24 protein-coding genes and 5 tRNA genes are annotated in these 23878 nt (G+C 37.0%); 23 read left to right on the forward strand and 6 right to left on the reverse strand.

All coding sequences use genetic code 11. The features are described from left to right. Positions 1 to 49: 49 nt before the first annotated feature. Positions 50 to 622 carry a 5' nucleotidase, NT5C type gene (locus V2145_RS02080; RefSeq protein WP_094910820.1) on the reverse strand — a complete coding sequence of 191 codons (573 nt, stop codon included), beginning with the start codon at positions 620 to 622 and terminating at the stop codon, positions 50 to 52. A gap of 143 nt (positions 623 to 765) precedes the next feature. On the opposite strand from V2145_RS02080, the gene V2145_RS02085 reads away from it, so the two are divergent. Then, the gene (locus V2145_RS02085; protein WP_094910819.1) at positions 766 to 1113 is read left to right on the forward strand and encodes a DUF4190 domain-containing protein; all 348 of its coding nucleotides are present in this window, start codon (positions 766 to 768) and stop codon (positions 1111 to 1113) included. A gap of 36 nt (positions 1114 to 1149) precedes the next feature. Here the strand turns inward: V2145_RS02085 and ispG are convergent, their stop codons facing one another. Next, positions 1150 to 2244 carry a flavodoxin-dependent (E)-4-hydroxy-3-methylbut-2-enyl-diphosphate synthase gene (gene ispG / locus V2145_RS02090; RefSeq protein WP_210610689.1) on the reverse strand — a complete coding sequence of 365 codons (1095 nt, stop codon included), beginning with the start codon at positions 2242 to 2244 and terminating at the stop codon, positions 1150 to 1152. Between the two features lie 150 nt (positions 2245 to 2394). Continuing rightward, positions 2395 to 2724, reverse strand: coding sequence for a LysM domain-containing protein (locus tag V2145_RS02095; RefSeq protein WP_094910817.1), 330 nt, complete (start codon positions 2722 to 2724; stop codon positions 2395 to 2397). A gap of 85 nt (positions 2725 to 2809) precedes the next feature. Between V2145_RS02095 and V2145_RS02100 the strand changes: the two genes are divergently transcribed. After that, positions 2810 to 4027, forward strand: coding sequence for an MFS transporter (locus V2145_RS02100; RefSeq protein ID WP_330987281.1), 1218 nt, complete (start codon positions 2810 to 2812; stop codon positions 4025 to 4027). Between the two features lie 320 nt (positions 4028 to 4347). On the opposite strand, the gene V2145_RS02105 is transcribed toward V2145_RS02100, so the two are convergent. Then, a complete protein-coding gene (locus V2145_RS02105) occupies positions 4348 to 5124 on the reverse strand; it encodes a DUF1189 domain-containing protein (RefSeq protein WP_330987282.1) in 777 nt (258 codons plus the stop codon). Between the two features lie 235 nt (positions 5125 to 5359). Between V2145_RS02105 and V2145_RS02110 the strand changes: the two genes are divergently transcribed. From V2145_RS02110 to phoU, 15 genes are all read left to right on the forward strand, one after another. Then, positions 5360 to 7015 carry a Na/Pi cotransporter family protein gene (locus V2145_RS02110; protein WP_330987283.1) on the forward strand — a complete coding sequence of 552 codons (1656 nt, stop codon included), beginning with the start codon at positions 5360 to 5362 and terminating at the stop codon, positions 7013 to 7015. Positions 7016 to 7146: 131 nt separating this feature from the next. Then, complete coding sequence (locus V2145_RS02115) at positions 7147 to 7629, forward strand: DUF456 domain-containing protein (RefSeq protein WP_094910814.1); 483 nt, start codon at positions 7147 to 7149, stop codon at positions 7627 to 7629. Between the two features lie 65 nt (positions 7630 to 7694). Further along, positions 7695 to 7769, forward strand: a tRNA-Asn gene (locus V2145_RS02120). A 1-nt stretch (position 7770) separates the two neighbouring features. Beyond that, positions 7771 to 7844: transfer RNA gene (locus tag V2145_RS02125), tRNA-Met, on the forward strand. Positions 7845 to 7877: 33 nt separating this feature from the next. After that, positions 7878 to 7952: transfer RNA gene (locus V2145_RS02130), tRNA-Asn, on the forward strand. A gap of 1 nt (position 7953) precedes the next feature. Then, positions 7954 to 8030 (forward strand) — tRNA-Ile (locus V2145_RS02135). Positions 8031 to 8040: 10 nt separating this feature from the next. Continuing rightward, positions 8041 to 8133, forward strand: a tRNA-Ser gene (locus tag V2145_RS02140). A gap of 226 nt (positions 8134 to 8359) precedes the next feature. Further along, a complete protein-coding gene (gene sodA, locus V2145_RS02145; protein ID WP_025911589.1) occupies positions 8360 to 8968 on the forward strand; it encodes a superoxide dismutase SodA in 609 nt (202 codons plus the stop codon). Positions 8969 to 9085: 117 nt separating this feature from the next. Further along, positions 9086 to 10366: an MFS transporter gene (locus V2145_RS02150; RefSeq protein WP_131888303.1), complete on the forward strand. Its 1281-nt coding sequence runs from the start codon at positions 9086 to 9088 to the stop codon at positions 10364 to 10366. A 156-nt stretch (positions 10367 to 10522) separates the two neighbouring features. Beyond that, complete coding sequence (locus V2145_RS02155; protein ID WP_094910813.1) at positions 10523 to 12703, forward strand: peptidoglycan D,D-transpeptidase FtsI family protein; 2181 nt, start codon at positions 10523 to 10525, stop codon at positions 12701 to 12703. 270 nt (positions 12704 to 12973) lie between these two features. After that, entirely contained in the window at positions 12974 to 13924 is a 951-nt protein-coding gene (locus tag V2145_RS02160) for a PstS family phosphate ABC transporter substrate-binding protein (protein WP_330987284.1), read from the forward strand. 71 nt (positions 13925 to 13995) lie between these two features. Then, on the forward strand, positions 13996 to 14952 hold the full coding sequence (pstC, locus tag V2145_RS02165) for a phosphate ABC transporter permease subunit PstC (RefSeq protein WP_247600451.1): 957 nt from the start codon (positions 13996 to 13998) through the stop codon (positions 14950 to 14952). 2 nt (positions 14953 to 14954) lie between these two features. Then, positions 14955 to 15830 carry a phosphate ABC transporter permease PstA gene (pstA, locus tag V2145_RS02170; protein WP_205687723.1) on the forward strand — a complete coding sequence of 292 codons (876 nt, stop codon included), beginning with the start codon at positions 14955 to 14957 and terminating at the stop codon, positions 15828 to 15830. 66 nt (positions 15831 to 15896) lie between these two features. After that, entirely contained in the window at positions 15897 to 16688 is a 792-nt protein-coding gene (gene pstB, locus V2145_RS02175; RefSeq protein WP_397428330.1) for a phosphate ABC transporter ATP-binding protein PstB, read from the forward strand. Between the two features lie 30 nt (positions 16689 to 16718). Then, positions 16719 to 17378 (forward strand): phosphate signaling complex protein PhoU, encoded by a 660-nt coding sequence (gene phoU, locus V2145_RS02180; RefSeq protein WP_094910809.1) that lies wholly within the window; start codon positions 16719 to 16721, stop codon positions 17376 to 17378. 37 nt (positions 17379 to 17415) lie between these two features. Here the strand turns inward: phoU and V2145_RS02185 are convergent, their stop codons facing one another. Next, positions 17416 to 17844: an endolytic transglycosylase MltG gene (locus V2145_RS02185; RefSeq protein ID WP_094910808.1), complete on the reverse strand. Its 429-nt coding sequence runs from the start codon at positions 17842 to 17844 to the stop codon at positions 17416 to 17418. Continuing rightward, positions 17837 to 18142, reverse strand: coding sequence for a hypothetical protein (locus tag V2145_RS02190; protein ID WP_330987285.1), 306 nt, complete (start codon positions 18140 to 18142; stop codon positions 17837 to 17839). Before V2145_RS02190 ends, V2145_RS02185 begins: the two co-directional genes overlap by 8 nt. 128 nt (positions 18143 to 18270) lie before the next feature. On the opposite strand from V2145_RS02190, the gene V2145_RS02195 reads away from it, so the two are divergent. The 6 genes from V2145_RS02195 (at position 18271) to V2145_RS02220 (ending at position 23878) form a co-directional block, all read left to right on the forward strand. Beyond that, a complete protein-coding gene (locus tag V2145_RS02195) occupies positions 18271 to 18765 on the forward strand; it encodes a DUF4912 domain-containing protein (protein ID WP_330987286.1) in 495 nt (164 codons plus the stop codon). Continuing rightward, positions 18758 to 21028 carry a glycosyltransferase gene (locus tag V2145_RS02200; RefSeq protein ID WP_330987287.1) on the forward strand — a complete coding sequence of 757 codons (2271 nt, stop codon included), beginning with the start codon at positions 18758 to 18760 and terminating at the stop codon, positions 21026 to 21028. Before V2145_RS02195 ends, V2145_RS02200 begins: the two co-directional genes overlap by 8 nt. Next, positions 21025 to 22131 carry a nucleotidyltransferase family protein gene (locus V2145_RS02205; RefSeq protein WP_330987288.1) on the forward strand — a complete coding sequence of 369 codons (1107 nt, stop codon included), beginning with the start codon at positions 21025 to 21027 and terminating at the stop codon, positions 22129 to 22131. The genes V2145_RS02200 and V2145_RS02205 overlap by 4 nt, the downstream gene beginning before the upstream one ends. A gap of 186 nt (positions 22132 to 22317) precedes the next feature. Further along, positions 22318 to 22467 (forward strand): 50S ribosomal protein L33, encoded by a 150-nt coding sequence (gene rpmG / locus V2145_RS02210; RefSeq protein WP_013059189.1) that lies wholly within the window; start codon positions 22318 to 22320, stop codon positions 22465 to 22467. Positions 22468 to 22527: 60 nt separating this feature from the next. Then, positions 22528 to 23100, forward strand: a complete 573-nt coding sequence (locus tag V2145_RS02215; RefSeq protein ID WP_094910802.1) for a 5-formyltetrahydrofolate cyclo-ligase — start codon at positions 22528 to 22530, stop codon at positions 23098 to 23100. Beyond that, positions 23087 to 23878: a DUF92 domain-containing protein gene (locus V2145_RS02220; RefSeq protein ID WP_256993312.1), complete on the forward strand. Its 792-nt coding sequence runs from the start codon at positions 23087 to 23089 to the stop codon at positions 23876 to 23878. The genes V2145_RS02215 and V2145_RS02220 overlap by 14 nt, the downstream gene beginning before the upstream one ends.

Raw genomic sequence — 23878 nt, forward strand, 5'->3', positions numbered from 1 at the left:
TTGATAAAAAGAAGGCGAACTTAGCTAAGTTCGCCTTTTGTTTTTGTCATTACGATTGCTTTTTGATCCAATTGTTTACCCATTCATTTGCTTCTAACCAATTGTGAACTCGTACAACTTTTGAAGGCACTGGAAGACGGTTATATGGCGTATCAAAAAGAATGACAGGTATATCACACTCTTCACTTATATCACAAGCATTGTCATGTTTGTCTTCAAAGAATATATCCACTTTGTACTTTTTTGCTGCTTCTACTTTGAAATGTGTTCCAATAAGTTCAATATGATGAAACGATACATCATGTTCATTAAACCAATTTTTCGTCACATCTAATAGTTTATCTGAGCGAGCACTGATAAAAAAAAGTTCATGCTGCTTATGCCACTGTTGTAAAATTTCTTTTGCGTGGGAAGCAAGAGGGGATGACTTGTAAATTGCGGCTTCGTTGTCTGTAAACCATTGTGCTAATTCTTCACGAGTAGCATTTACAAAAGGTAAGAAATCATACTCCGTAATATCTTCGTAAGTTAAATTTGCATTAAATGCTTTATTTAAATGAGGAACAAATGTTTCGGGTGAAGTAACTGTTCCATCAATATCAATTCCAAATCGTTTAGACAAACAATTGCACTCCAATCTGTAAAATCTTCTCTAGCGGTTTGTTATGTTAAGTGTACTAAAGTAAGAAAACATTAACAACTATAATTTTAAGATGACATCACATACTATAAATGCTCCTTTATTTCAGAAAGTGAGGGATAGACATGGAGAATGAGCAGCATGAACGACGTAAGGATACAGATTACGACGCGTACGAAGCGGACTTTATGGAAGAAACAGCTGCTGAGATAGCAGTTCCAGCTTCAGGACGTGAAGAGCATATTCATCGTGAACATGAAGTAGTTGGTCAAGATGAAGGAAAAGGGTATGGGCGCTTTGCGCTGATCCTATCCATTCTTTCGTTATTTTTCTTGCCAATTATCCTTGGCGCAGCTGGGATTATTTTAGGGTTTATCGCACGAAGAAAAGGAGCAAACACGTTAGGAGCATGGGCAATAGGGATTGGGATTGTATCCATTATTGTGGGAACCTTTATCCTCCCGTTCTTTTAACAAAGAAAACAGGGTACCGTTTGGGTACCCTGTTTTTTAAGTGTTTTGTTCTGCTTTTTGCTTTTCATAATATTCTTCAGCAATCTTATCGACTTCTTTTTTCAACTCTTCAACCATTGTTTCTTCTGGAACCTTGCGAACGATTTCTCCTTTGCGGAAGAGCAATCCTTCACCTCTTGCACCAGCTATTCCGATATCTGCCTCGCGAGCTTCACCAGGTCCATTTACTGCACAACCTAATACAGCAACTTTAATCGGTGCTTTAATATGTGAAATATACTCTTCAACTTCGTTTGCGATGCTAATAAGGTCGATTTCAATGCGTCCACATGTAGGACAAGAAATTAAAGTCGCTGCGTTAGCTGCTAAGCCGAATGATTTTAATAATTCGCGAGCCACTTTTACCTCTTCAACAGGATCAGCACTCAAAGATACGCGAACGGTATTTCCAATACCTTTGGATAGGATAGCACCTAATCCAGCAGCACTTTTTACTGTTCCTGCAAATAACGTACCAGACTCTGTGATACCTAAGTGTAAAGGATAATCAAAAGCTTTTGCTGCTTTTTCATATGCTTCAATTGCCAGGTTTACATCAGAAGCCTTCATAGATACGATGATATCGTGGAAGTCTAGATCTTCTAGAATTTTAATGTGATGTAATGCACTTTCAACCATTCCATCAGCTGTTGGATATCCGTATTTATCTAGAATACGCTTTTCAAGTGAGCCTGCGTTAACTCCAATACGAATTGGAATGCCTTTAGCTTTTGCAGCGTTAACAACAGCTTCAACTTTTTCACGGCGTCCAATGTTTCCTGGATTAATTCGGATTTTATCAGCTCCGCCTTCAATTGCTTTTAAAGCAAGACGGTAATCGAAATGAATGTCAACAACTAAAGGGATGTTAATTTGTTTTTTAATATCTGCAATAGCATTTGCTGCGCGCTCATCTGGGCAAGCTACGCGAACAACTTGACAGCCTGCTTCTTCTAGGCGCTTAATCTCAGCGACCGTTGCTTCAACATCATGTGTCTTTGTTGTTGTCATACTTTGGATAACTACTTCATTATTGCCACCGATTGTTAAATTTCCAACTTTAACAGGGCGTGTTTTTGTACGATGTATAATTTCACTCACGTGATAATCTCTCCTTCAAAAAGAAATCAAGAATTTAGATTCATTAATAGAATAACTCTTTATAGATAAAATAACTAGTATAAAGTGTTGCCTGTTTATTTTAACAATGACAATCTTTGTTTGACAAGAAGTATGCTGTAATTACTTGTAAGTAGGGAATTTATATGTTTTTCCAACTTGGATTTCATGTGGAGAAAGCCCGTTATTTAAAGTGGTAAAGTCTTTTGACAGCTGATTGATTGAAACGGGAATAGAACCTTTTAATGACTTTTCCATAATAGACAATACCGTATCTCCAGCTTTTACTTTTACTTCTATAAAATGTGTTGTTGTTTGTGTTGGCTGTTCTTTCTCAACATTTGCCAGAACAGGAGCAGCTTCAGTTGAGGAAGGAATCGTACCATATTTAATATCATAATGACAAATATAACCAACAAATGCGAGAGCGGCAAGGGCAGATAGTCTTTTCATAAGCTCCTCCTGAAAGCAAATTTTAAATAAACAGGGTGTTATAGCTTATGCTTGTCCAACTTTAACTATGAATGGAGAATTTATTTTGAAAGAAAAATTAATGATGATTTCACTAGGACTATTACCGCTCATTATGGTTCTGGGGAATTCTACCTTGATTCCTCTGTTACCAAATATTCAGCAGTCCTTGGATTTAAATGAATTACAAACGGGCTTTATCTTAAGTGCTTTTACAATTCCAGCAGCCATCTTAATTCCAATTGCAGGTATCTTATCAGATCGTTATGGTAGAAAAAAACTTATCTTAATTTCGTTAACTTTTATTATGGTAGGAAGTATTGTATCTTTTTTTAGTATGGCAATACCAAGTCAGGCGTTTTCAATATTAATTGGAGGGCGAGTAATACAGGGAATAGGAGCAGCAGGTACGACAACTCTTGCAATGGCTTTAGTAGGTGATGTGTTTCATAATGACAAGCGGGCGACGGCATTAGGATTGTTAGAAGTATATAACGGAGTTGGAAAAGTCATTGCTCCTATTATAGGTGCGACTGTTGCGCTCGTAACATGGTCTGCCGTTTTCATTGTCTATCCTTTGGTTGCATTAATGGCTTTTTTAGGTATTAATCGATACGTAGAAAATGTAAAGAACAGTGAAAATGCGTTAGGAATTCGAGCTTATTTTCAACAAGCCTTTCGGATTGTTTATCAACGGAAGAGAGAATTGTTTCCTCTTTTTTTTATAGGAGGGGTAGGGCTGTTTATTGTCTTTGGTGTTCTGTACTTTCTATCCTTTTTAATTCAAGAAACGTATCATATCGATGGCTTTTTTAAAGGGACAGCTTTTTTCTTCCCTCTCACTGCGATGACCCTTGCTTCTTATTGGAGTGGAAAACGAATTAAAAACGATGAGGTCTTAATGAAGAAATTAATGCTTCTAGGTACAAGTTTATTATTTGTAACGTTTGGTTTGCTTATTTTTGTCCATTCTCTTTCTGTTTTAATGTTTAGCTTGACGCTTGCTTTTGGCGGGCTTGGCTTTGTGTTGCCGTGTGTGAACATGATGATTACGTCTACAACTTCAGATGCAGAAAGAGGGTTTGTTGTGTCATTATACGGCACAACCCGGTTTCTAGGTGTTGCTTTAGGACCCATCGTATATGGAGTTTGGATGGTAAATGAAAAAAGCATGTACATGTATAGTTTTCTAACTTTGCTCATAGCGGGCGGATGGCTGATTTTACGAATCTTCAGCTCAGTTGATATCGGAAAGAGAAAAGTTGTAAAGGTGAAACTGAAGTAGTTTTTCATTTGAAAAGAACAATTTCTTTATATAGAGTTTACAACCTTCTTTCATACTTTGGACTACTAATTAAAAGAGGGAACAAAGTTGCATCTATGTGTGATAAATGAGATACATGATATCAGAAATCAATCCATTCGCTGAAAGCTTAATGGCAGTTTCCAAAGAAGTGGTTGCGAGTACCACGGAGCTTTGTACATACTTTTAATAGCTAAAGAAAGCATGTTGAAAACACTGAGTAAATAGCACAAGAGTTAACCATACTCTCCAAAAAGCTACAGCAAGTCGCTCAGTTTTTTTATTAATATAAAGGGTACCTCTTAAGCGTTTAAAGAGATACCCTTTTCCTTTTTAATTGGAAGCCTCGATAAAATAAGTACATACGTAAATAGCACTCCAGCTAAATAAAGGCTTGTTGAGTAAGGGGCAGAATAAGAGAATAAATCAATAATCATAAATAGAACAGTCATGGGAGTAATGCTGTAAGCACTCAATACCCAAGCGTGTTTGAACGTTACTGTTTTTTTGGTGAAGCGACTCGCGTACAGACCAATTACAGCGAAAAGTGTAATTTGAATAAACTTTAATCCTGCTGTTAAACAAAATAATAAAAAGACAGAGAGAGGAATAAAAACAAAAAGCGTATTTTTAATATCCTTTAAGTGATGTAAAAGATCCACTTTGCTTAAAGAGTCCCAACCTAAAAGTTCGTATGAATACACTTGTGCTTGTCCTTTAATGGCAAGAAAGACACCATCTTTCACCAATCCTATTCCGTATAAAGGCGGTGTAATTGAAACTTCCTCAGTTGTAGTCGTGGAATCTAGAGTAAATGAAGAACTAGAAATATTCCTTTTTCCTTCTTCGTAAAGTGTGTAATCTTCAAGGTAAACAGTTGTGGATGGTGTTGTAATATACTGAATGGCATTTTGATAACCGCTTACAATTGTGGGTATCATAAAAAGCAAAGCTGGTAGTAATGAGAAAGCAGTTAACAATAAAACATAACCGATGGTTTTATTTGGATGTTCAAATCTAAGCATCACTACTTTTTTTGGAAGGTATGTACTCATTAAAAAGCGGCGAAACATTTCCATGGACAAAGCTCCTTATTTTAGTAATATTTGCTTTTTATTTTACCATTATATTCATAATGAAAGTGCGAAAAGGTGATTTTTTTTATGTAGATGCTGTGTTATGTAAATGAAATGTTAAGATAATGTAAATTTTTCAGAATCAGCGTTTACACAACATTTATTTTACGTTAATAATTATGTGGGACTTGTAGATGTCTGTCGAAAAATGAAACTGTAGAGATAGGAGTGGAATTCTTTGGAACTAGATGTTCAGAAGATGATATTTGAATTTATCGGTGGCCTCGGGATTTTCCTGTTTGGGATTAAATTCATGGGTGATGGCTTACAAAAGTCAGCCGGAGATAAATTGCGCGATATACTAGATCGTTTTACAACAAATCCATTTATGGGTGTGCTTGCAGGGATTTTGGTTACCATACTCATTCAAAGTAGTTCTGGAACAACCGTTATTACAGTCGGGTTAGTAAGTGCTGGTTTTATGAACTTACGTCAAGCAATTGGAGTTATTATGGGAGCGAATATCGGAACAACCGTTACAGCTTTCATAATCGGTATTAAAATTTCAGATTATGCGTTACCTATTTTAGCTGTGGGTGCTCTCCTACTGTTCTTCTTCAAGAGCAAGCCAGTTCAAAACTTTGGACAAATTGTGTTTGGCTTTGGAATGTTATTCTTTGGACTAGAGCTAATGGGTGATGGCATGAAGCCACTCCGTTCACTTCAAGCGTTTCAAGATTTAACGGTAAGCATGAGTGATAATCCAATTTTAGGTGTTGTCATTGGTACGGTGTTTACAGTTATCGTTCAAAGTTCAAGTGCAACAATTGGTATCTTACAGGAGCTTTTTGGACAAGGAGCAATCGATATTTATGCAGCGTTACCGGTATTATTTGGTGACAATATTGGTACTACCATTACAGCAATTTTAGCATCTATTGGTGCAAGCGTTGCGGCAAGACGCGCAGCGTTAACCCATGTTGTATTTAATATTGTGGGTACAGTAATTTTCTTAATTATTTTACCTGTATTTACTAAATTCATCATCTATCTACAAGGGGTGCTAAGTTTAAACCCAGAAATGACGATTGCGTTTGCGCACGGTGCATTTAATATTTCTAACACGATTATCCAGTTCCCATTAATCGGTTTCTTGGCTTATATCGTAACAAAAGCAATCCCTGGAGACGATGCGCTAGTTGACTTTAAACCGAAACATCTAGATCCAGTTTTTATTGAGCAATCACCATCGATTGCGTTAGGACAAGCAAAAGAAGAGCTAGTTCGTATGGGACAGTTCTCAACAATTGGATTAGAAGAAGCAAACAATTATTTAAAAACGAAGCAACATAAGCATTCTGATATGGCTCTACAAATTGAAGATGCTATTAATAATTTGGATAAAAAAATTACCAACTATTTAATTTTACTTTCTTCTTCTTCTATGTCAGCGTCAGAAAGTGAAGAGCATTCAATGTTGTTAGACACAGCTCGTGATATTGAACGTATTGGAGATCATTTCGAAAATATCGTTGAGCTCGTTGACTATCAAATCACTAACAAAGTAAAAGTAACATCTGAAGCTAATAAAGATTTAGCAGAAATGTTCGAACTAACAATTTCAACAGTTAAAGAAGCTGTTGCAGCACTAGAGCACAACGATCGTGAAAAGGCTGTTCACGTTATGCAGCAAGAAGATCAAATTGACAGCATGGAGCGTTCACTTCGTAAAAAGCATATTTTACGCTTGAATGAAGGAGCTTGCACAGGGTCAGCTGGAATTGTATTTGTTGACATTATCAGTAACTTAGAGCGTATTGGAGATCATGCTGTTAATATTGCAGAAGCGGTATTAGGCGAAAATAAAAAAAGCGTGGCTCAAAAATCTAAATAAAAATAAGCTAAAAAGAGCGACTTATTAAAAGGTCGCTCTTTTTTATGGAATATTATTATCAAAAAAGTTGTTAAGGTGTATACTGTTTGATAATGGCAAATAGAGATTGAGATGAAAGGGAACGTGTTAAGTTGGACTTTTTATATTGGACACTCATTGTAGTTTGTTTTGTAGTATCATTTATTGGATTAATCTATCCTATTATCCCAAGCGTACTGTTTGTAGCATTGGGGTTTTTATTGTACGGTTTCTTCTATAGTTTTGAGCCATATACCTTCTTGTTTGTACTTATTCAAGGTCTGCTTGTAGCAGCGCTTTTTGCAGCTGATTATTTGGCAAATCTAATTGGGGTTAAAAAGTTTGGTGGAACAAAAGCAGGAATTTGGGGAAGCACCATTGGGTTATTGGTTGGCCCGTTTTTAATTCCTGGAATTGGGATACTACTTGGTCCATTTTTAGGAGCGGTGATTGGAGAGCTAGTCGTACATCGTACTAGTGTTCAAAATGCTGTGAAAATTGGTTTTGGTTCGTTAGTTGGTTTTTTCAGCGGGGCCATTTCAAAAGGAATTATTCAAGCGGCAATGATTATATATTTCCTTATTGTTGTTTTATAATAATTTGTTGACTTTTATTTAAAATCATGTTAAATTTTTAATGTCGCTAATAAATGTTATATCGTTCCACAGTAGCTCAGTGGTAGAGCAATCGGCTGTTAACCGATCGGTCGTAGGTTCGAGTCCTACCTGTGGAGCCATGGCGGTGTAGCTCAGCTGGCTAGAGCGTACGGTTCATACCCGTGAGGTCGGGGGTTCGATCCCCTCCGCCGCTATACCTTTCAGTGACAAAGTTTACATATTATTATTCCACAGTAGCTCAGTGGTAGAGCAATCGGCTGTTAACCGATCGGTCGTAGGTTCGAGTCCTACCTGTGGAGCCATGGACCCTTAGCTCAGCTGGTTAGAGCAGACGGCTCATAACCGTCCGGTCGCAGGTTCGAGTCCTGCAGGGTCCACCATGAAAAGGTTGGAGGAATACCCAAGTCCGGCTGAAGGGATCGGTCTTGAAAACCGACAGGGGTGTTAAAGCCCGCGGGGGTTCGAATCCCTCTTCCTCCGCCATACATATTGCTGATAAATCTTTCTTTACAATTGTAAAGAAAGATTTTTTATTTTGTTTTTAGCTAAAATTTTATGTTTAAATAGGATAGACAATGGGAATCGGGTAAATATAAATGATGATTAGATGCTTTTTCATTGAAAGCGTAGGTTAAATTTGCTAATCTAAAAACATGAGGTGAATTTTCTTTCACCAAATTAGGTACATATTTTAAAGGAGGAATTACCCATGGCTTACGAATTACCACAATTACCTTATGCATACGATGCACTTGAACCACACATCGACAAAGAAACGATGAACATTCACCATACGAAACATCATAACACTTACGTTACAAACTTAAACGCAGCAGTAGAAGGAAAAGCTGATTTAGCTTCTAAAAGCGTTGAAGAGTTAATCTCAAACATGGACGCTGTACCAGAAGACATCCGTACAGCAGTACGTAACAACGGTGGTGGACATGCTAACCATTCACTATTTTGGACAATTCTTTGCCCTAACGGTGGCGGTGAGCCAACAGGTGAGTTAGCAGACGCAATCAGCAGCAAATTTGGAAGCTTTGATGCATTTAAAGATGCATTCGCTAAAGCCGCAACTACACGCTTCGGTTCTGGCTGGGCTTGGTTAGTTGTAAACAATGGAGAATTAGAAGTAACAAGCACACCAAACCAAGATAGCCCACTAATGGAAGGCAAAACGCCAATCCTAGGACTAGACGTTTGGGAGCATGCTTACTACCTAAACTACCAAAACCGTCGTCCAGATTACATTTCAGCATTCTTTAATGTAATTAAATGGGATGAAGTTGCAAAGCGTTACGCAGCAGCAAAATAATAAAAAAAACCAGTAAAGCAATTATTGCCTTTACTGGTTTTTTTGTTTTCCAATTCTTTTACATATCTCTTTTTCTTTTTCACACACTAGGGGTAGAAGAGAAAAGGAGTTTTTTATATGCCTTTATTAAAGAAAGTTGTTGGAGATGTAGAAGTTAATAAAGATTTATTGTTATTACTTATTATTGGAGGGCTATATGCTTTAGCTATTTCAATTTCGAATTCGTTTGTAAATGTGTATTTATGGAAGCAAACAGGAGAATTTTCTGCTTTAGCGATCTATAACTTAGTCATTGTTATTTTTCAACCACTGACCTTTATTTTAGCTGGAAGGTGGGCTAAAAAAATCGATCGGGTGGTTGTGCTTCGATTAGGTGTGTCGTTTCTGTCTATTTTCTATATTGTTGTATTAATGGTAGGTGACCGAGCTGATGAGTTTTTAATTCTTCTCGGTGCGCTTTTAGGAATAGGATATGGATTCTATTGGTTAGCATTTAACGTATTAACATTTGAAATTACAGAACCTGATACACGGGATTTTTTTAACGGATTTCTCGGAGTATTGAACTCATTTGCCGGAATGATTGGCCCTCTAGGCGCAGGTTTTATTATCGCTAGCCTTTACGAATACATCGGTTATCGCGTAGTCTTTGGAGTGTCACTTTTAATGTTTGTTAGTGCGGTTGTCCTTAGCTTCTTTTTACAAAGACGTCCAGCTGAGGGCGTATATAAATTTAGAGAAGTATTGAGGGAAAGAAAATATAATCGAGACTGGCGCAGAATTTTATATGCACATGTATTTCAAGGAATTAGAGAAGGTACGTTTATTTTTGTAGTGTCAGTATTGGTCTTTATTACAACTGATAGTGAACTTGCACTTGGTACGTTTGGTCTGGTTAACTCAGCTGTAGCCTTTGTTGCATATTATGTTGCCTCTAGGTTTATTAAACAAAAAGATCGCTTAAAGTTCATTTTAGCAGGTGGAATTCTTCTATACGGTTCAGTTTTTTTACTGCTATTTAATTTATCGTACACAAACCTTATTTTATATGCAATTTGTATTGCAATTGGCTACCCTATTTTGCTGGTACCGTATATGTCCTTAACATATGATGTTATTGGTCGAGCCAAAGATATTGTTTCTAAACGTATTGAATATATTGTGGTTCGAGATGTCTTTTTAAATATTGGACGCATCATTTCAATTGGCTCTTTTCTCATCGCTGTCGTTTTTTTTAATGAACAGCAAAGTTTACCCATACTATTAGCCATTATTGGCGCAGGACACTCTTGTATTTACTTCTGTGTTCGCAACATTTCTCAACCTACAAATAAGCATACCCCTAAGCCGGTTACGCAGCCAGCTTTAAATGAAGGAGACGGTGAATCTCCAGCATAATGGGGATAGATAATTACTTTGTACTATAGAAATCAACACAAAATTCTTTTACAATAGACACAGCATAAATAGACACCTTTAGGGTGTCTATTTATTTGCCAAATTTAAAAAATTATGATGAGATTGTATATATGCTGATAAATTGTAGGTGAAGAAATGAAAAAGAAAAATAAACGTAAAAGTCATGTCTCGTTTCGAATGAACATTTTATTTCTAGGCATCTTTGCACTGTTTTCGGTACTGATATTACGTTTAGGTTTAGTACAAATTGTACATGGAGAAAGTTACCAACGTGAAGTTGAACGTACGGAGGACGTAACCGTTAACACTCCTGTTCCACGAGGTAGAATGTATGATCGTTATAATCGTGTAATCGTCGACAATACACCATTAAATGCGATTACATATACACGCTTCCAAGGAAATACTGCGGAGGAACGGTTAAAAATTGCTCGACAACTAGCAAAGCTAATCGATGTTTCGTACTCAACGAATGCAATTGATGTACCGGAAAAAAACGTAGATAAAGATTCCGAAGATATTGTGAAAATCACAGAGCGTGATCTAAAAGATTATTGGATTATGCTTAATCCAAAAGAAGCTGAAAAGAAAATCAGTGATAGTGATCGAAGCAAAGTAGAAGCGGGAGAAATGACGGATGAAGAGCTTTATAACAGGCAGTTAAGTCGTATTACAGAGGGAGATTTACAAACATTAGCGGGCGACTTAGAAGTTTTGGCAATTAAAAGACAAATGGAAGCAGGTTATGCTCAAACTCCTCAAATTATTAAGAAAAATGTAACTCCGGCTGAATTTGCTATTGTTAGTGAAAATCTATCGCAACTTCCAGGTGTTGATACAACTACTTACTGGGAACGTTATTATCCACAAGGTGGTACGCTTCGTACACTGCTGGGGAATGTATCATCGGCCAATGAAGGTCTTCCAAGAGACAAAGTAGACTACTACTTGTCCAGAGGATACAGCCGTAATGATCAAGTTGGTACGAGCTATCTTGAAAAAGAATACGAATCACAGCTTAAAGGTCAAAAAGAGCAGGTTCAATACGTAACGGATCGAAGCGGAAATCTTGTCGATACCTTACAGTTAACTGAAGGGCAGCGCGGAAGTGATTTAGTATTAACTATTGATATGGAGCTTCAACAAGCAGTAGAAGAAGCAATTACAAAGCAACTAATTGAGAAGAAACAAATGTCTGGTACAAGGTTTTTAGACCGAGCATTTGTTATTATGATGGATCCAAATACAGGTGAGATTTTGACAATGGCAGGGAAAAGATATACAACTGATTCTAAAACAGGTGCTGCTAAAATTGAAGATTTTGCCTTGGGGAATTTATCGACTTCATATACAATGGGTTCAGTAGTAAAGGGTGCTACCGTACTAGCAGGGTTTGATTCTGGTGCCATCACAACAGACACTGTTTTTGTCGATGAGCCAATTAAGTTTGCAGGAACAAAAGAAAAGAAGTCCTTTAAAAATATGGGGCCTATTAATTACTCTACCGCGTTAAAGCAATCGTCAAACGTATTTATGTTTAAAACGGTTATGGCAATGGCTGATGTTCAGTATAAGTATAATGGTTCTTTACCTATTAAAGCGGATACCTTTGCGCAGCTTCGCTCGTACTATAGTCAATTCGGTCTTGGCGTGTCTACTGGGATTGAGCTTGACAATGAAGCAACAGGTTTTCAAGGCGGAAGCAGCATCCCAGGTACAGCTCTTGACTTAGCTATTGGTCAATATGATACGTATACGCCTCTTCAAGTTGTACAGTATGCATCTACAATTGCGAACGGTGGCTATCGTATTAAGCCCCAGATTGTAAAAGAGATTCGAAAGCCAACAATTAAAGAAGAAGAAATTGGTGGTGTTGAATACTCGTTTGAAACACAAGTATTAAACCGAATTACTATGAAGCAGGAATATATTGAAGCTGTACAAAGCGGAATGAAACGTGTTACGCAAGAGCAAGGTGGAAGTGGATATGCAGCATTTGCAAGTGCTTCTTATAATCCAGCAGGTAAATCTGGTACGGCGCAGGCTTATGAGAAAAACCCAAATGGTGGCGACCCAATTGCAATTAATAATTCAACATTTATCGCTTACGCTCCGGCTGACAATCCAGAAGTAGCAATGGCGGTTGTTGTTCCGTCTGCATTCACACCAAGTAGCCCGAACAATATTACAAAAGAACTAGCTCGAGAATCAATGGATTTATATTTTGATTTAAAGCAAAAAGGTGAAAAAGAAGTAGATGAACAAGAACAACAGCAACAAGTAATTGATGCAGAAGCTACAAATACAGAAGAATAGAAAAGGAAAAGGCGCTGAGGAACTCAGCGTCTTTTTTGCATGCTCTTGTTTTCTTAAGGAAATAATATCTCTAAATTAAGGAGTAAAGATCAGTTAAATAGTAATATGAAATCCAAAAATAAGAAAAAGGACTGTTGTTTTTCCAATAGTTTAAGTAAAAGGACCTTGATTTACAAAAGCTTTACATTTGCTTAAAACGGAATTAATAGTTGGGCTTTAATGTATAGCTTGTAGGACAAAACAACGAAATGTCGTAGGAGGAATTTGAGAATGAAAAGCTTTAAATTTCTAGCAATGTCAGCAGTAATTGGATCAACAGTTGCACTAGCAGCATGTGGCGGTGGCCAAGGAAGTGGCGCTGGTGGGTCAGGTGAACAGTTAAAAGGAAACGTGGCAATTGATGGTTCATCTACTGTGTATCCAATCATGGAGGCAGTTGGCGAAGAATATATGGCAACTCAACCTGGAGTTCAAGTATCCGTTGGTTTGTCTGGTACGGGCGGTGGATTTGAAAAATTCACAAAAGGTGAAACGGATTTAAGTAATGCATCTCGTCCAATTAAAGATGAAGAAAAGAAAGCAGCTGAAGAGGGCGGAGTAGACTTTCAAGAGTTTGAACTAGCTTACGACGGACTATCAGTTGTTGTTAATAAAGAAAATGATTGGGTTGATCATTTAACAGTTGAAGAACTAGAAAAAATGTGGGTTAACGATGGAAAAGCAAAAAAATGGTCTGATATTCGTGAAGGTTGGCCAGATGAAGAAATTAAATTCTATTCTCCAGGACATGACTCTGGGACATTTGATTACTTTGATGAAGTAATTTTAGATGGAAAAGAGATTACAGAGTCTGCAACATTATCAGAGGATGACAACGTATTAGTAAACGGTGTAACGGGTGATAAAAACGCAATTGGTTACTTTGGTTATGCGTATTACTCAGAGAACAAAGATAAGTTAAAAGTTGTACCAATTGATGGTGGAAACGGCCCAGTAGAACCAACAAAAGAAACGGTAATGAGCGGTGAATATGCACCATTATCTCGTCCACTATATACGTATGCAAGTGTTGGAGCATTACAAGATAAAGAGCAAGTATATGACTACGTTAAGTTTACGCTTGAAAATGCAGGAGAGCTTGCTGAAGAAGTAGGTTATGTGAGCTTAAAAGATGAGGAATACGACGAGCAGTTAAAAACGCTTGAAGGTTTAAAGAAATAGACAAATGAAGATGAGGAGCAGAGCAACGCTTGCTTCTCATCTTTCCATGCGATGGAAGGGAGTTTACTACATTGGCTTTAGCGAATAATAGCAATACTAAGAAGGGTTCCGTTAGAGAATTAATCAAGCAGAATAAATCAAAAAAAGGCGCATCAATGATTATAGAGAAAGTGATGCCCATTTTGCTTTTCTGTACGGCTGCTGTATCAGCATTAACAACCGTGGGGATTTTGTTTACATTAATTTTTGAAACAATTATGTTCTTTGAAAGAGTATCTTTTGTTGAGTTTGTTACGGGGCAAAAATGGCTTCCGTTTATTGAAAAAGCAGGTAACTTTGGGATTTTACCACTTGTTACGGGAACGCTACTGATTACGGTAATTGCAATGATTGTTGCGATTCCAATCGGGTTAGCAGCAGCTATTTTTTTGAGTGAGTACGCGTCGGATCGAACAAGACGTATTATTAAGCCGATTTTAGAAGTATTAGCGGGTATCCCAACAATTGTATATGGCTTCTTCGCATTAACATTTGTTACGCCGCTTTTAAGAGGTGTTATTCCAGATTTAGGATTATTTAATGCTTTAAGTCCAGGTATTGTAGTTGGTGTCATGATTATTCCTATGATTGCTTCTTTATCAGAAGATGCAATGAGTTCTGTACCTCAATCAATGAGAGAAGGAGCTTTAGCTTTAGGGGCGACACGTTTAGAGGTGGCATTAAAAGTAGTGCTGCCAGCAGCTTTGTCAGGAATTATCGCATCGTTTGTACTCGGCATCTCGCGTGCGATCGGTGAAACGATGATTGTTACAGTAGCTGGTGGAGCTACACCGACAATGGCACTAGACGTAACGGGTTCAATTCAAACGATGACTGCATATATCGTGCAAGTAGCAACGGGAGATGCAGGGTACGGGACGACTGTTTATTACAGTATCTATGCTGTGGGAATGACGTTATTCGTCTTTACACTCATTATGAACCTACTAGCTCAGTTTATTACAAAGCGCTTTAGAGAGGAGTACTAATTATGTACGTGGATCGCGAGCAAGTACAACAACGTATGCATGGGCGGTTATTAAAAAATAGTATTTTAAGATTCATCTTTTTCTGTGCAACGATTTTTGGATTAGCAGTTCTAGGTATACTTTTATATCGGGTATTGACTCAAGGATTAGGCTGGCTCGATGCGGGGTTTCTACAAAACTTTGCATCAAGAAGACCAGAAGATGCTGGAATTAAGGCAGCACTAGTTGGCTCCTTATGGCTGATGGCTGTCATTGCACCAGTATCATTAATTTTAGGAGTAGGAACAGCTCTTTATTTGGAAGAATACGCAAAGAAAAATAAATTTAACGATTTTATTAAATTAAATATTTCTAACTTAGCCGGTGTACCTTCAATTGTCTTTGGATTGTTAGGATTAACGATTTTTGTTCGTGAGTTATCCTTAGGGAGAAGTATTCTAGCAGCTGGATTAACAATGAGTTTGTTAATTTTACCGGTTATTGTAGTAGCGGCACAAGAAGCCATAAGGTCAGTACCAACCCATCTACGTGAAGCTTCATTTGGAATGGGAGCAACTAAGTGGCAAACGATTTACCGTGTGGTACTCCCAGCAGCAGTCCCTGGTATTTTAACGGGAAGCATCCTAGCTCTATCAAGAGCCGTAGGTGAAACAGCGCCGCTTGTAGTAGTTGGCTTACCTACATTCATTGCCTTCTTACCAGCGGGTGTATTAGATACAGCAACTGCTTTACCAATGCAAATTTATAACTGGACGAGTCGACCACAAGCAGACTTCCAAAGTGTAGCAGCAGCAGGAATTATCGTGCTATTAGTGTTCTTAATTGTAATGAACTCTATTGCTGTATTTATTCGTAACAAATTTCAAAAGCGTTATTGAGCTTAATTGAATGATGATAGTAGGATGAAGGAGGAGCTTTCCATGACAATCACAATTGATCAAAAAATGACAGAGAAAGATATAAATCCCATTAAAAAACAAAAAGAAGTTGTTTACAAAACAAAAGGTTTAAATTTATGGTACGGAGAAAATCAAGCATTAAAAAATATTGATTTAGATATTTATGAAAACGAAGTAACAGCCATTATTGGTCCATCAGGGTGTGGAAAGTCTACGTATATTAAAACGTTAAACCGAATGGTTGAAATGAGTCCAATTGTGAAAACATCCGGTGAAATTGAATACCGCGGACAAAACATTTTTAATAAGTCGTATCGAGTAGAAGAGCTGCGTACCCAAGTAGGAATGGTTTTTCAAAAGCCCAACCCATTCCCGAAATCAATTTACGATAATATAGCTTATGGACCTCGTATTCACGGTATTCGAAATAAAAAAATCTTAGATGAGATCGTGGAAAAAAGTTTACGTGGTGCAGCAATCTGGGACGAAGTAAAGGACCGTTTAAATCAAAATGCTTATGGTTTATCAGGTGGTCAACAGCAACGTTTATGTATTGCGAGATGTTTAGCAATTGAACCAGATGTAATTTTAATGGATGAGCCAACGTCTGCTCTGGATCCAATTTCAACATTAAAAGTCGAAGAGCTTGTTCAAGAATTGAAGAAAGAGTTCAGTATCATTATCGTAACGCACAATATGCAGCAGGCTGCACGTATTTCAGATAAAACGGCGTTTTTCTTAAATGGAGAAGTTGTTGAGTTTGCAGAGACAGATCGAATTTTCTCAAACCCATCTGATAAACGAACAGAAGACTATATTACAGGACGTTTTGGCTAATAATTGATTAATTAAGGGGAGAGGGACTACATGGTTGTACGCGAAAAGTTTCATGCTGATTTAAAAATTTTACGTGAAAAACTTTTAGAGATTGGTCGATTGACAGAAGAGGCATTAATAAAGGCTATTGAAGCTTTACAAACGCAAAATGTCGATTTAGCGCTTGAAATTATTGATGGGGATACGGAGATTGATCAACTTGAAGAAGAAATTAATGACTTAGCTATTCTGCTGCTTGCAAAACAGCAGCCAGTTGCTACGGATTTAAGAAGAGTTATTGTAGCTATTAAGATTGCATCTGACGTTGAGCGAATGGCAGACTTTGCAGTGAATATCGCTAAATCAGCAATTCGGATTGGCAAAGAAGACTTAATTAAGCCTCTAGAGCATGTGAAAAAGATGCATTCTATTTCAATTGAAATGCTTAGCTTGTCCTTGAAGGCATATCATGAAGAGAACCTAACTCTTGCTAAAAAAGTTGCTGAAATGGATGATGAAGTAGATGAGCTTTATGGCATTACTATTAAAGAGCTGCTTAGCCTTGCTAAAGAAAAGCAGGAAGCTATGAATCAAATTACGCAGCTGTTATTTATTGCTCGCTACTTAGAAAGAATGGCAGACCATACCACAAACGTAGCAGAAAGCGTATTTTACCTAGTGAAAGGAAAACGATACGACTTAAATGAATAATAAAAATAAAAAGCACACAGCATTTGCTGTGTGCTTTTTATTTTGTTAAAGTGTTAACAATTTGCTCTAAGCTCATATTCGATGTAAGCGTATATGTACCAACTTGAAATTTTGTGCTTGCGTTCTTTTGAGCAACGAGGTCTTCAAATTCATCTGTCGAATTAATAACATGATTGTTTACTAATGTATTTGCAATATCTAAACTAGACATCCCTGCTGTTATAGAGATTGAGACTTCGTTTGTTTTAGGTATATTCTCTTGCTTCTCAAAGCCAGGCTTCAATGAATCCTTGTATTCTTTTTCCTTAATTAATATATACTCATGGTCTTTTGCGTAAGCACGTAGGTCAGCAACGCTAATTTTTAAAGAAGCAGCATTGTTCTCTTGAATCACATAAACGACAGCTAGAATTGAAGTGGCTGTTAATATCCCGATAGCAAATCCTCGTATTGTTAAACTATTCATAGTGATGTGTCCCTTGCATGCTAAGCAGTCGTTTTATATCTTCTTTATGAAGTGGTTGCTGATTTGGAGATAAAAGCTTAGCGTTGGCCGAGCGAATCGCGTTATCATCATCTTCGTCAGAGAATAAGGCTTCTTCTAATGAATCTAAACGCTTAGTGGTTTGATATTGGTCTTGTAGCACAGTTAATGAAAGGTGCTCTAGCTGTTTTTCTAGCGAATGTACCTTTGTTTCCTTTAAAAAAGAAAATAAAAGTAAAAATAAGGAAATTATAGTTAGTGTAATAAAAGCATATAACATGTGGTTCACCTCTTATAAAAGATAAAATCAATCCATGATACCATAAATCGACAAATTGTGTTTATTGTTACAGTTTTTTCTTAGTGGTAATATGACAATAAGTATATCTTAAGTAAAGTGGTGAGGCTTTGAAGACAGAAGTAAATGAATTGGATGTATGCGTTATAAATCGAGTAAACGCTTCGGCCTTATATGTACACTGGTCTTTTTCTGACGCTGTTCAGGAAATGGTAGAAAAGATGTATCAAAAGAAATGGAATGATCTGTCATTTGCTTTATGTATTTATGACGTAACCGGTCTTAGCGTTGCATTTGATGGACATCAATCGAAGCGGCATACGCTTTTAGAGATTTGTAGTCATCAGACAGAAGCATTCTTGAGAGATATGGATACTAACTGTACATATGTTGTAGATGTGGGTGTATACGAACATCACTTCTTTGCGCTGATACGTTCCAGCCGAGTTCAGCTGAGGTCAGATATAGAAACCGAACAGTTGGAACAAATAACGTGGTCCTGGAGTGAAAAGGCACCACAAACCGATTATTTTCATGATGACTGCTTTAGTACGTATTCTTATTATACAAATGAGTGGGACAAGGTGAATAAAAGTGATGAATGACTGTACGTGCTTAATTATTAATATGGAAGACCCTGTATACGACATGATTTGTTGGGATAAAGCGAATGAAAACGTACTATTTGAGCATTTGTTTAAAAATTATCTCCCGCTTGTACATGACATTCAAAATAATAGGTTAAAAGGTGCTTCAATTATTGTTTCTTCTTTTATTTTAGGAATTTTAGATCATAGTGACTTTAATCAACGATTCAATGATTTTATACAACGTCAAGGGCAATTTATTAATACCCTGAAACAATGGGACGGAAGGCTGCTTGACGCGTTAAACTATTATCAGCGCGAACAAATTATAGAGTGTATAGCAACACCTATGACCACGCGGCATCCATCTTTATTAAAAACACCTAACGGCTACCATTTACAGATTAGCCTTGCGATTGAGCTATTTAGTAAATACCTTGGGGAGAGCCCTAAGGGGTTTTACTTGCCAAGTGGAGATTATACGTATGAAATTGATAAGTTATTGAAAGCGCATAACATTGAATATAGTTTTATTGATGTACAGTACGATTACGGAGACGGAGTCAATCTATATAGTACACCAAGCGGTATATGCCTTCTTAAGCATGCTGAGTTAACACCGATCATTTCAACAAGTGCAAAAGCCATGAAATTTTTAAAAGATGGAAAGCTACTATATCAATGTGTGAAAGATATAAAAAATCAACAGAAACCAGTGAAGATTTCGCCTAAGTATGAGTCATCTAAATATAATTATCCCATCACAGAGGAAAACAGCTGGTTTTATAAGACAATGCAACAGACGGAAGCAAAGTTAAGTAAAGTCTATCCTAAGCTGCATACATTTGAGAGAAAAAAAGAATTAGAGCGTACCTGGATTATCTTGGCGTGCAGTGATTGGTTAATTCATGCCAAATATGACTATAGCAAGCAGTTAAACTTATTCAACCAGCTATGCCAGGCTGAAGAACAAAAAGTAATGAAGAATGACTACTTACAATGGCTTCCTTCTGTTTTAAAAGAATGCGGGATTGTTTATCAAGAAACGGATAAAGAGATTTCTTTATATTTACCGGGAAATATGTCGATTTTAATGCTGGCATGGGAATATCCCCCGCTTGTTATTGGCGGATTGGCTCGACACGTATTTGATTTATCCCGTGCTTTAGCGAAATCTGGCCATTATGTGGTTGTTATTACAACATTTGTAGAAGGGTTACCCTTGTATGAATGTATGTATGGTGTTCATGTTTACCGGGTGAAAAGTTTACAACCTCATCATGCTGATTTTCTTACATGGGTAAATAGTTTAAATGTAGCAATGGCACTAGAAGGTATTCGTTTAGCAACTGCTAGGCCATTCCAAGTAATTCATGCTCATGATTGGCTGGTTGGAACAGCAGCACAAAGTATTGCTACCCACGTGAAAAAACCGCTTATTACAACTATACATGCAACAGAGCATGGACGAAATAATGGCATTCATAATGACATGCAGCAAAAGATTCATCAGCGTGAAGAAGAACTTGTGCATGAATCCACAGCTATTATCGTATGCAGTAGCTATATGAAAAAAGAAATAATGGAATTGTTTAATATAGAAGAAGAGCGCATTTCAATTTTTCCAAACGGCATTGATCAGCATATGGTTGCTAGTGTTGTTAATCGTTCAAAAGAAGTAGCGGTCAAAGGAAAGTTTAAGCTGCAAAACACACCCATCTTTTTTTCAATTGGTCGTATTGTTTATGAAAAAGGCTTTCAGCTTTTAATTCAAGCTGCAGAATATTTTAAGAAGGTAAATATTGATATTCAATTCATCATTGCTGGTAAGGGTCCACTTTTACATGAGTTTCAACAGCAAATTAAAGATCGAAAGCTAAATCAGTATATTAAATTTATTGGGTATATTACGGATGAAGAACGAAACTGTCTGCTACACTTAAGCACCGGAGTAATATTCCCGAGTCTGTATGAACCATTTGGGATTGTGGCATTAGAAGGAATGGTAGCGAAAAAACCTACAATTGTCTCTGAAACAGGCGGTTTAAAAGATATCGTTAATCATAGGATAACCGGACTTACGTTTAAGCCTGGAGTTGTCGAAGAGTTAATCCACTGCATTTTTACTGTGATAACAGACTCACAACTGGTTCAAGAAATTAGCGAAAAAGGATATATTGAAGCAACTACAATGTTTAGTTGGGAACAAATTGCACGGGATACAAGCGTGTTATTTCAAAATCAAATCAAACAGAGTAAAAGGAGGAAGGAAAAGCGTTGAAAGCCATTATACTTGCCGGTGGTAGAGGGACGCGCTTACAGCCACTAACAAACGACGTTCCAAAACCAATGCTTCCACTCTATGAATATCCTGTTATTGAATATATAGTTGAACTCTTAAAAAAGTATGGAATTAATGAAATTGGCATTACGCTGCAATATTTACCTAAGCAAATTATGAATTACTTTGGGGACGGAAAGAAGTGGGATGTCTCAATTACCTATTTTATTGAAGATATGCCTCTTGGAACAGCTGGAGGGGTCAAAAAAGCAGACTGGTTTATTGAAGAAGAATGTATCATCATTAGTGGAGATGCTGTAACGGATTTAAATCTAGCTAACGTTATTGCGTTTCATCGACAGCATAAAAGTGAAATGACAATTGTAACAAAGCTTGTACCAGACGTTACACATTACGGACTGGTATCTGCAAATGACAAAAATGAGGTCACGCGTTTTATTGAAAAGCCAAAACAATACGAAGCAACTGGCAACTTAATCAATACTGGTATTTATGTAATTCATAAGTCAGTTTTAAACAGTATTAGATGTGAAGGAGCAGTTGACTTTAGCTTTGATGTTATTCCTGCACTGCTAAAGGAAAAGCGTAAAGTCTATCATTATACAACGGCAAGCTATTGGATTGATATCGGACAGCTACATCATTATCGGCAAGCACATTATGATTTATATGAAAAGCTATTCGGTTCTAACAGCTTGAACCATATTTCAGAAACCGCTGTTATTGCAGAAGATGTGAAGGTAATTCCTCCAGTTTATATTGGAGAAAAGGTACAAATTAAATCAGGATGCACAATCGGTCCATGGACCGTTATTGGGAAGAATAGTCATATTAATAGTAACGCAACAATTCGAAAAAGTGTGTTGATGAATGATGTTATTGTAAAAAAGAACTGCTTTTTATACGATGTTGCATTGGAACATGGGATGATTCTTGAAAGAGAGAGTGTTCTTTTAAATGATAAAGCCGAAAGCGGAGCTGTAGCGCGTGTGTTTGATGTAAAAGCTAAGCCTCTTTTTAGTATCGCAAAGTTTATGAATCAATTTTCACTTAGAGTGCAAAAACAAAAAAAAGAATTTTAGAAAAATCATCATTAGAAGGAATTTATTAGTTAGCGAATGTGCGTGCTAATCTGTGCTAAAGGTGAAAAGAAACAATATAATCAAAAATTAACTATGTTAGTTAAAAAAACAGACTGGCATTCCGAAGTGAAAAATGATATTATAGTAAAGTCTGATTTATGTTTATAATGTTTGGAGGGAAAATAGATGCGCGTAAACGTTACATTAGCTTGTACTGAAACTGGTGATCGTAACTACATCACAACTAAAAACAAACGTAACAACCCAGATCGTCTTGAGTTGAAAAAATATAGCCCAAGACTTAAAAAAGTAACACTTCACCGTGAAACTAAGTAAGCAGTAGGAGAATATTCCTGCTGTTTTTTTTATATAAATATCAGTGTAAGGAGTGGAAAGATGAACAAAGCGGACATGCGACGTAAAATGAAGCAGCGGTTATTGAATTTATCGACAGCAGGTACATACCATGCAAAATCAATGTTAATTGCAAAAAAACTCTTGGATACTACCTGGTGGCAAGAGGCTGATGTAATTGCAATAACAATTTCTAGAGGACAAGAAGTAGATACAAAACGACTAATTGAAATAGCTTGGTCTCAAGGAAAAACGATTGCTGTTCCAAAATGTGTCTCCGAAAAAAGCGAAATGATTTTTCGGAAAATTACGTCTTTCTCTCAGCTAGAAGTCGTATTTTTTAACTTGCAGGAACCAATTGAATTACAAACAGAGGTTATTAAAAAGAGTGAGATTGACCTCATTCTTGTACCGGGTGTTGTATTTAGTTCAAATGGTTATCGAATTGGATACGGAGGAGGCTATTATGATCGCTTTCTCGTCGGTTACGAACAAATGAAGGTAAGCTTGGCTTTTCATGAACAAATTGTACAAAGTGTCCCGGTTGAATCCCATGATATCCCGGTGGACGCTATTATTACAGATGAGGAGATTATACATTGTGCTCATAAATAGTTTTCTTATTTATGTAATCATTTGCTTTGTGTCCTTTATAGGATATGTACTTCGTGTTTTATCAAGGTCAGGTGCCATTATGGCTGCTGCTGTTGGCATCAGCATTTATATTGGTTTTGAATTAAAAGGCTTATTATTGTTAGGAGTGTTTTTTGGCACATCTACGTTCTTTAGTCAGTATAAAAAAGTGAAAAAGAAAATAGTGGAGGAAAAAGTAGCTAAGCATAATCAGCGTGACTATGTACAAGTAGCTGCAAATGGTGGAGTTGCGGCGCTGAGTGCTCTTTTATTCTTTAACTTTGAATCTCACGTCTTTTTAATGATGTTTGTCATTAGTTTAGCAGCGGCTAATGCCGATACATGGGCTTCTGAAATCGGCGTATTAAGTAAAACCAAACCAGTCTTTATCTTAACTTTGAAACATGTAGATCCAGGGACGTCGGGCGCTATTTCAATACTTGGAACAGCAGCGAGTATCGGTGGGTCGTTCATTATTGCAGCTACTGCTTTCTATGCTTTTCCCGAACTATCAATTATAGAGTGCTTACTTATTAGTATGTTTGGGTTTTTAGGAAACCTTATTGATACGTTTTTAGGAGCGACAATCCAACTGAGGTATCGCTGTTCAGTTTGTCATTTGCAAACTGAAAAAGAACAGCACTGTGGGGTTCCAACTGCTTATGAAAAAGGCTGGAAGTATTGTAATAATGATGCTGTTAACTTGTTATCAATTATTTTTGCGACTACTTTTGGTGGATGGCTTTTTTATCTTATGTAA

The organism is Priestia sp. GS2, assembly GCF_036409025.1.
GTDB lineage: Bacteria > Bacillota > Bacilli > Bacillales > Bacillaceae_H > Priestia > Priestia aryabhattai_A.

What these genes read in the sequence shown, in the direction of transcription:
- V2145_RS02085 (WP_094910819.1), top strand. Translation starts at nt 766, where the DNA reads ATGGAGAATGAGCAGCATGAACGACGTAAGGATACAGATTACGACGCG.
- V2145_RS02095 (WP_094910817.1), bottom strand. Translation starts at nt 2,724, where the DNA reads ATGAAAAGACTATCTGCCCTTGCCGCTCTCGCATTTGTTGGTTATATT.
- V2145_RS02105 (WP_330987282.1), bottom strand. Translation starts at nt 5,124, where the DNA reads ATGGAAATGTTTCGCCGCTTTTTAATGAGTACATACCTTCCAAAAAAA.
- sodA (WP_025911589.1), top strand. Translation starts at nt 8,360, where the DNA reads ATGGCTTACGAATTACCACAATTACCTTATGCATACGATGCACTTGAA.
- V2145_RS02150 (WP_131888303.1), top strand. Translation starts at nt 9,086, where the DNA reads ATGCCTTTATTAAAGAAAGTTGTTGGAGATGTAGAAGTTAATAAAGAT.
- V2145_RS02155 (WP_094910813.1), top strand. Translation starts at nt 10,523, where the DNA reads ATGAAAAAGAAAAATAAACGTAAAAGTCATGTCTCGTTTCGAATGAAC.
- V2145_RS02160 (WP_330987284.1), top strand. Translation starts at nt 12,974, where the DNA reads ATGAAAAGCTTTAAATTTCTAGCAATGTCAGCAGTAATTGGATCAACA.
- pstA (WP_205687723.1), top strand. Translation starts at nt 14,955, where the DNA reads ATGTACGTGGATCGCGAGCAAGTACAACAACGTATGCATGGGCGGTTA.
- pstB (WP_397428330.1), top strand. Translation starts at nt 15,897, where the DNA reads ATGACAGAGAAAGATATAAATCCCATTAAAAAACAAAAAGAAGTTGTT.
- phoU (WP_094910809.1), top strand. Translation starts at nt 16,719, where the DNA reads ATGGTTGTACGCGAAAAGTTTCATGCTGATTTAAAAATTTTACGTGAA.
- V2145_RS02185 (WP_094910808.1), bottom strand. Translation starts at nt 17,844, where the DNA reads ATGAATAGTTTAACAATACGAGGATTTGCTATCGGGATATTAACAGCC.
- V2145_RS02190 (WP_330987285.1), bottom strand. Translation starts at nt 18,142, where the DNA reads ATGTTATATGCTTTTATTACACTAACTATAATTTCCTTATTTTTACTT.
- V2145_RS02200 (WP_330987287.1), top strand. Translation starts at nt 18,758, where the DNA reads ATGAATGACTGTACGTGCTTAATTATTAATATGGAAGACCCTGTATAC.
- rpmG (WP_013059189.1), top strand. Translation starts at nt 22,318, where the DNA reads ATGCGCGTAAACGTTACATTAGCTTGTACTGAAACTGGTGATCGTAAC.
- V2145_RS02215 (WP_094910802.1), top strand. Translation starts at nt 22,528, where the DNA reads ATGAACAAAGCGGACATGCGACGTAAAATGAAGCAGCGGTTATTGAAT.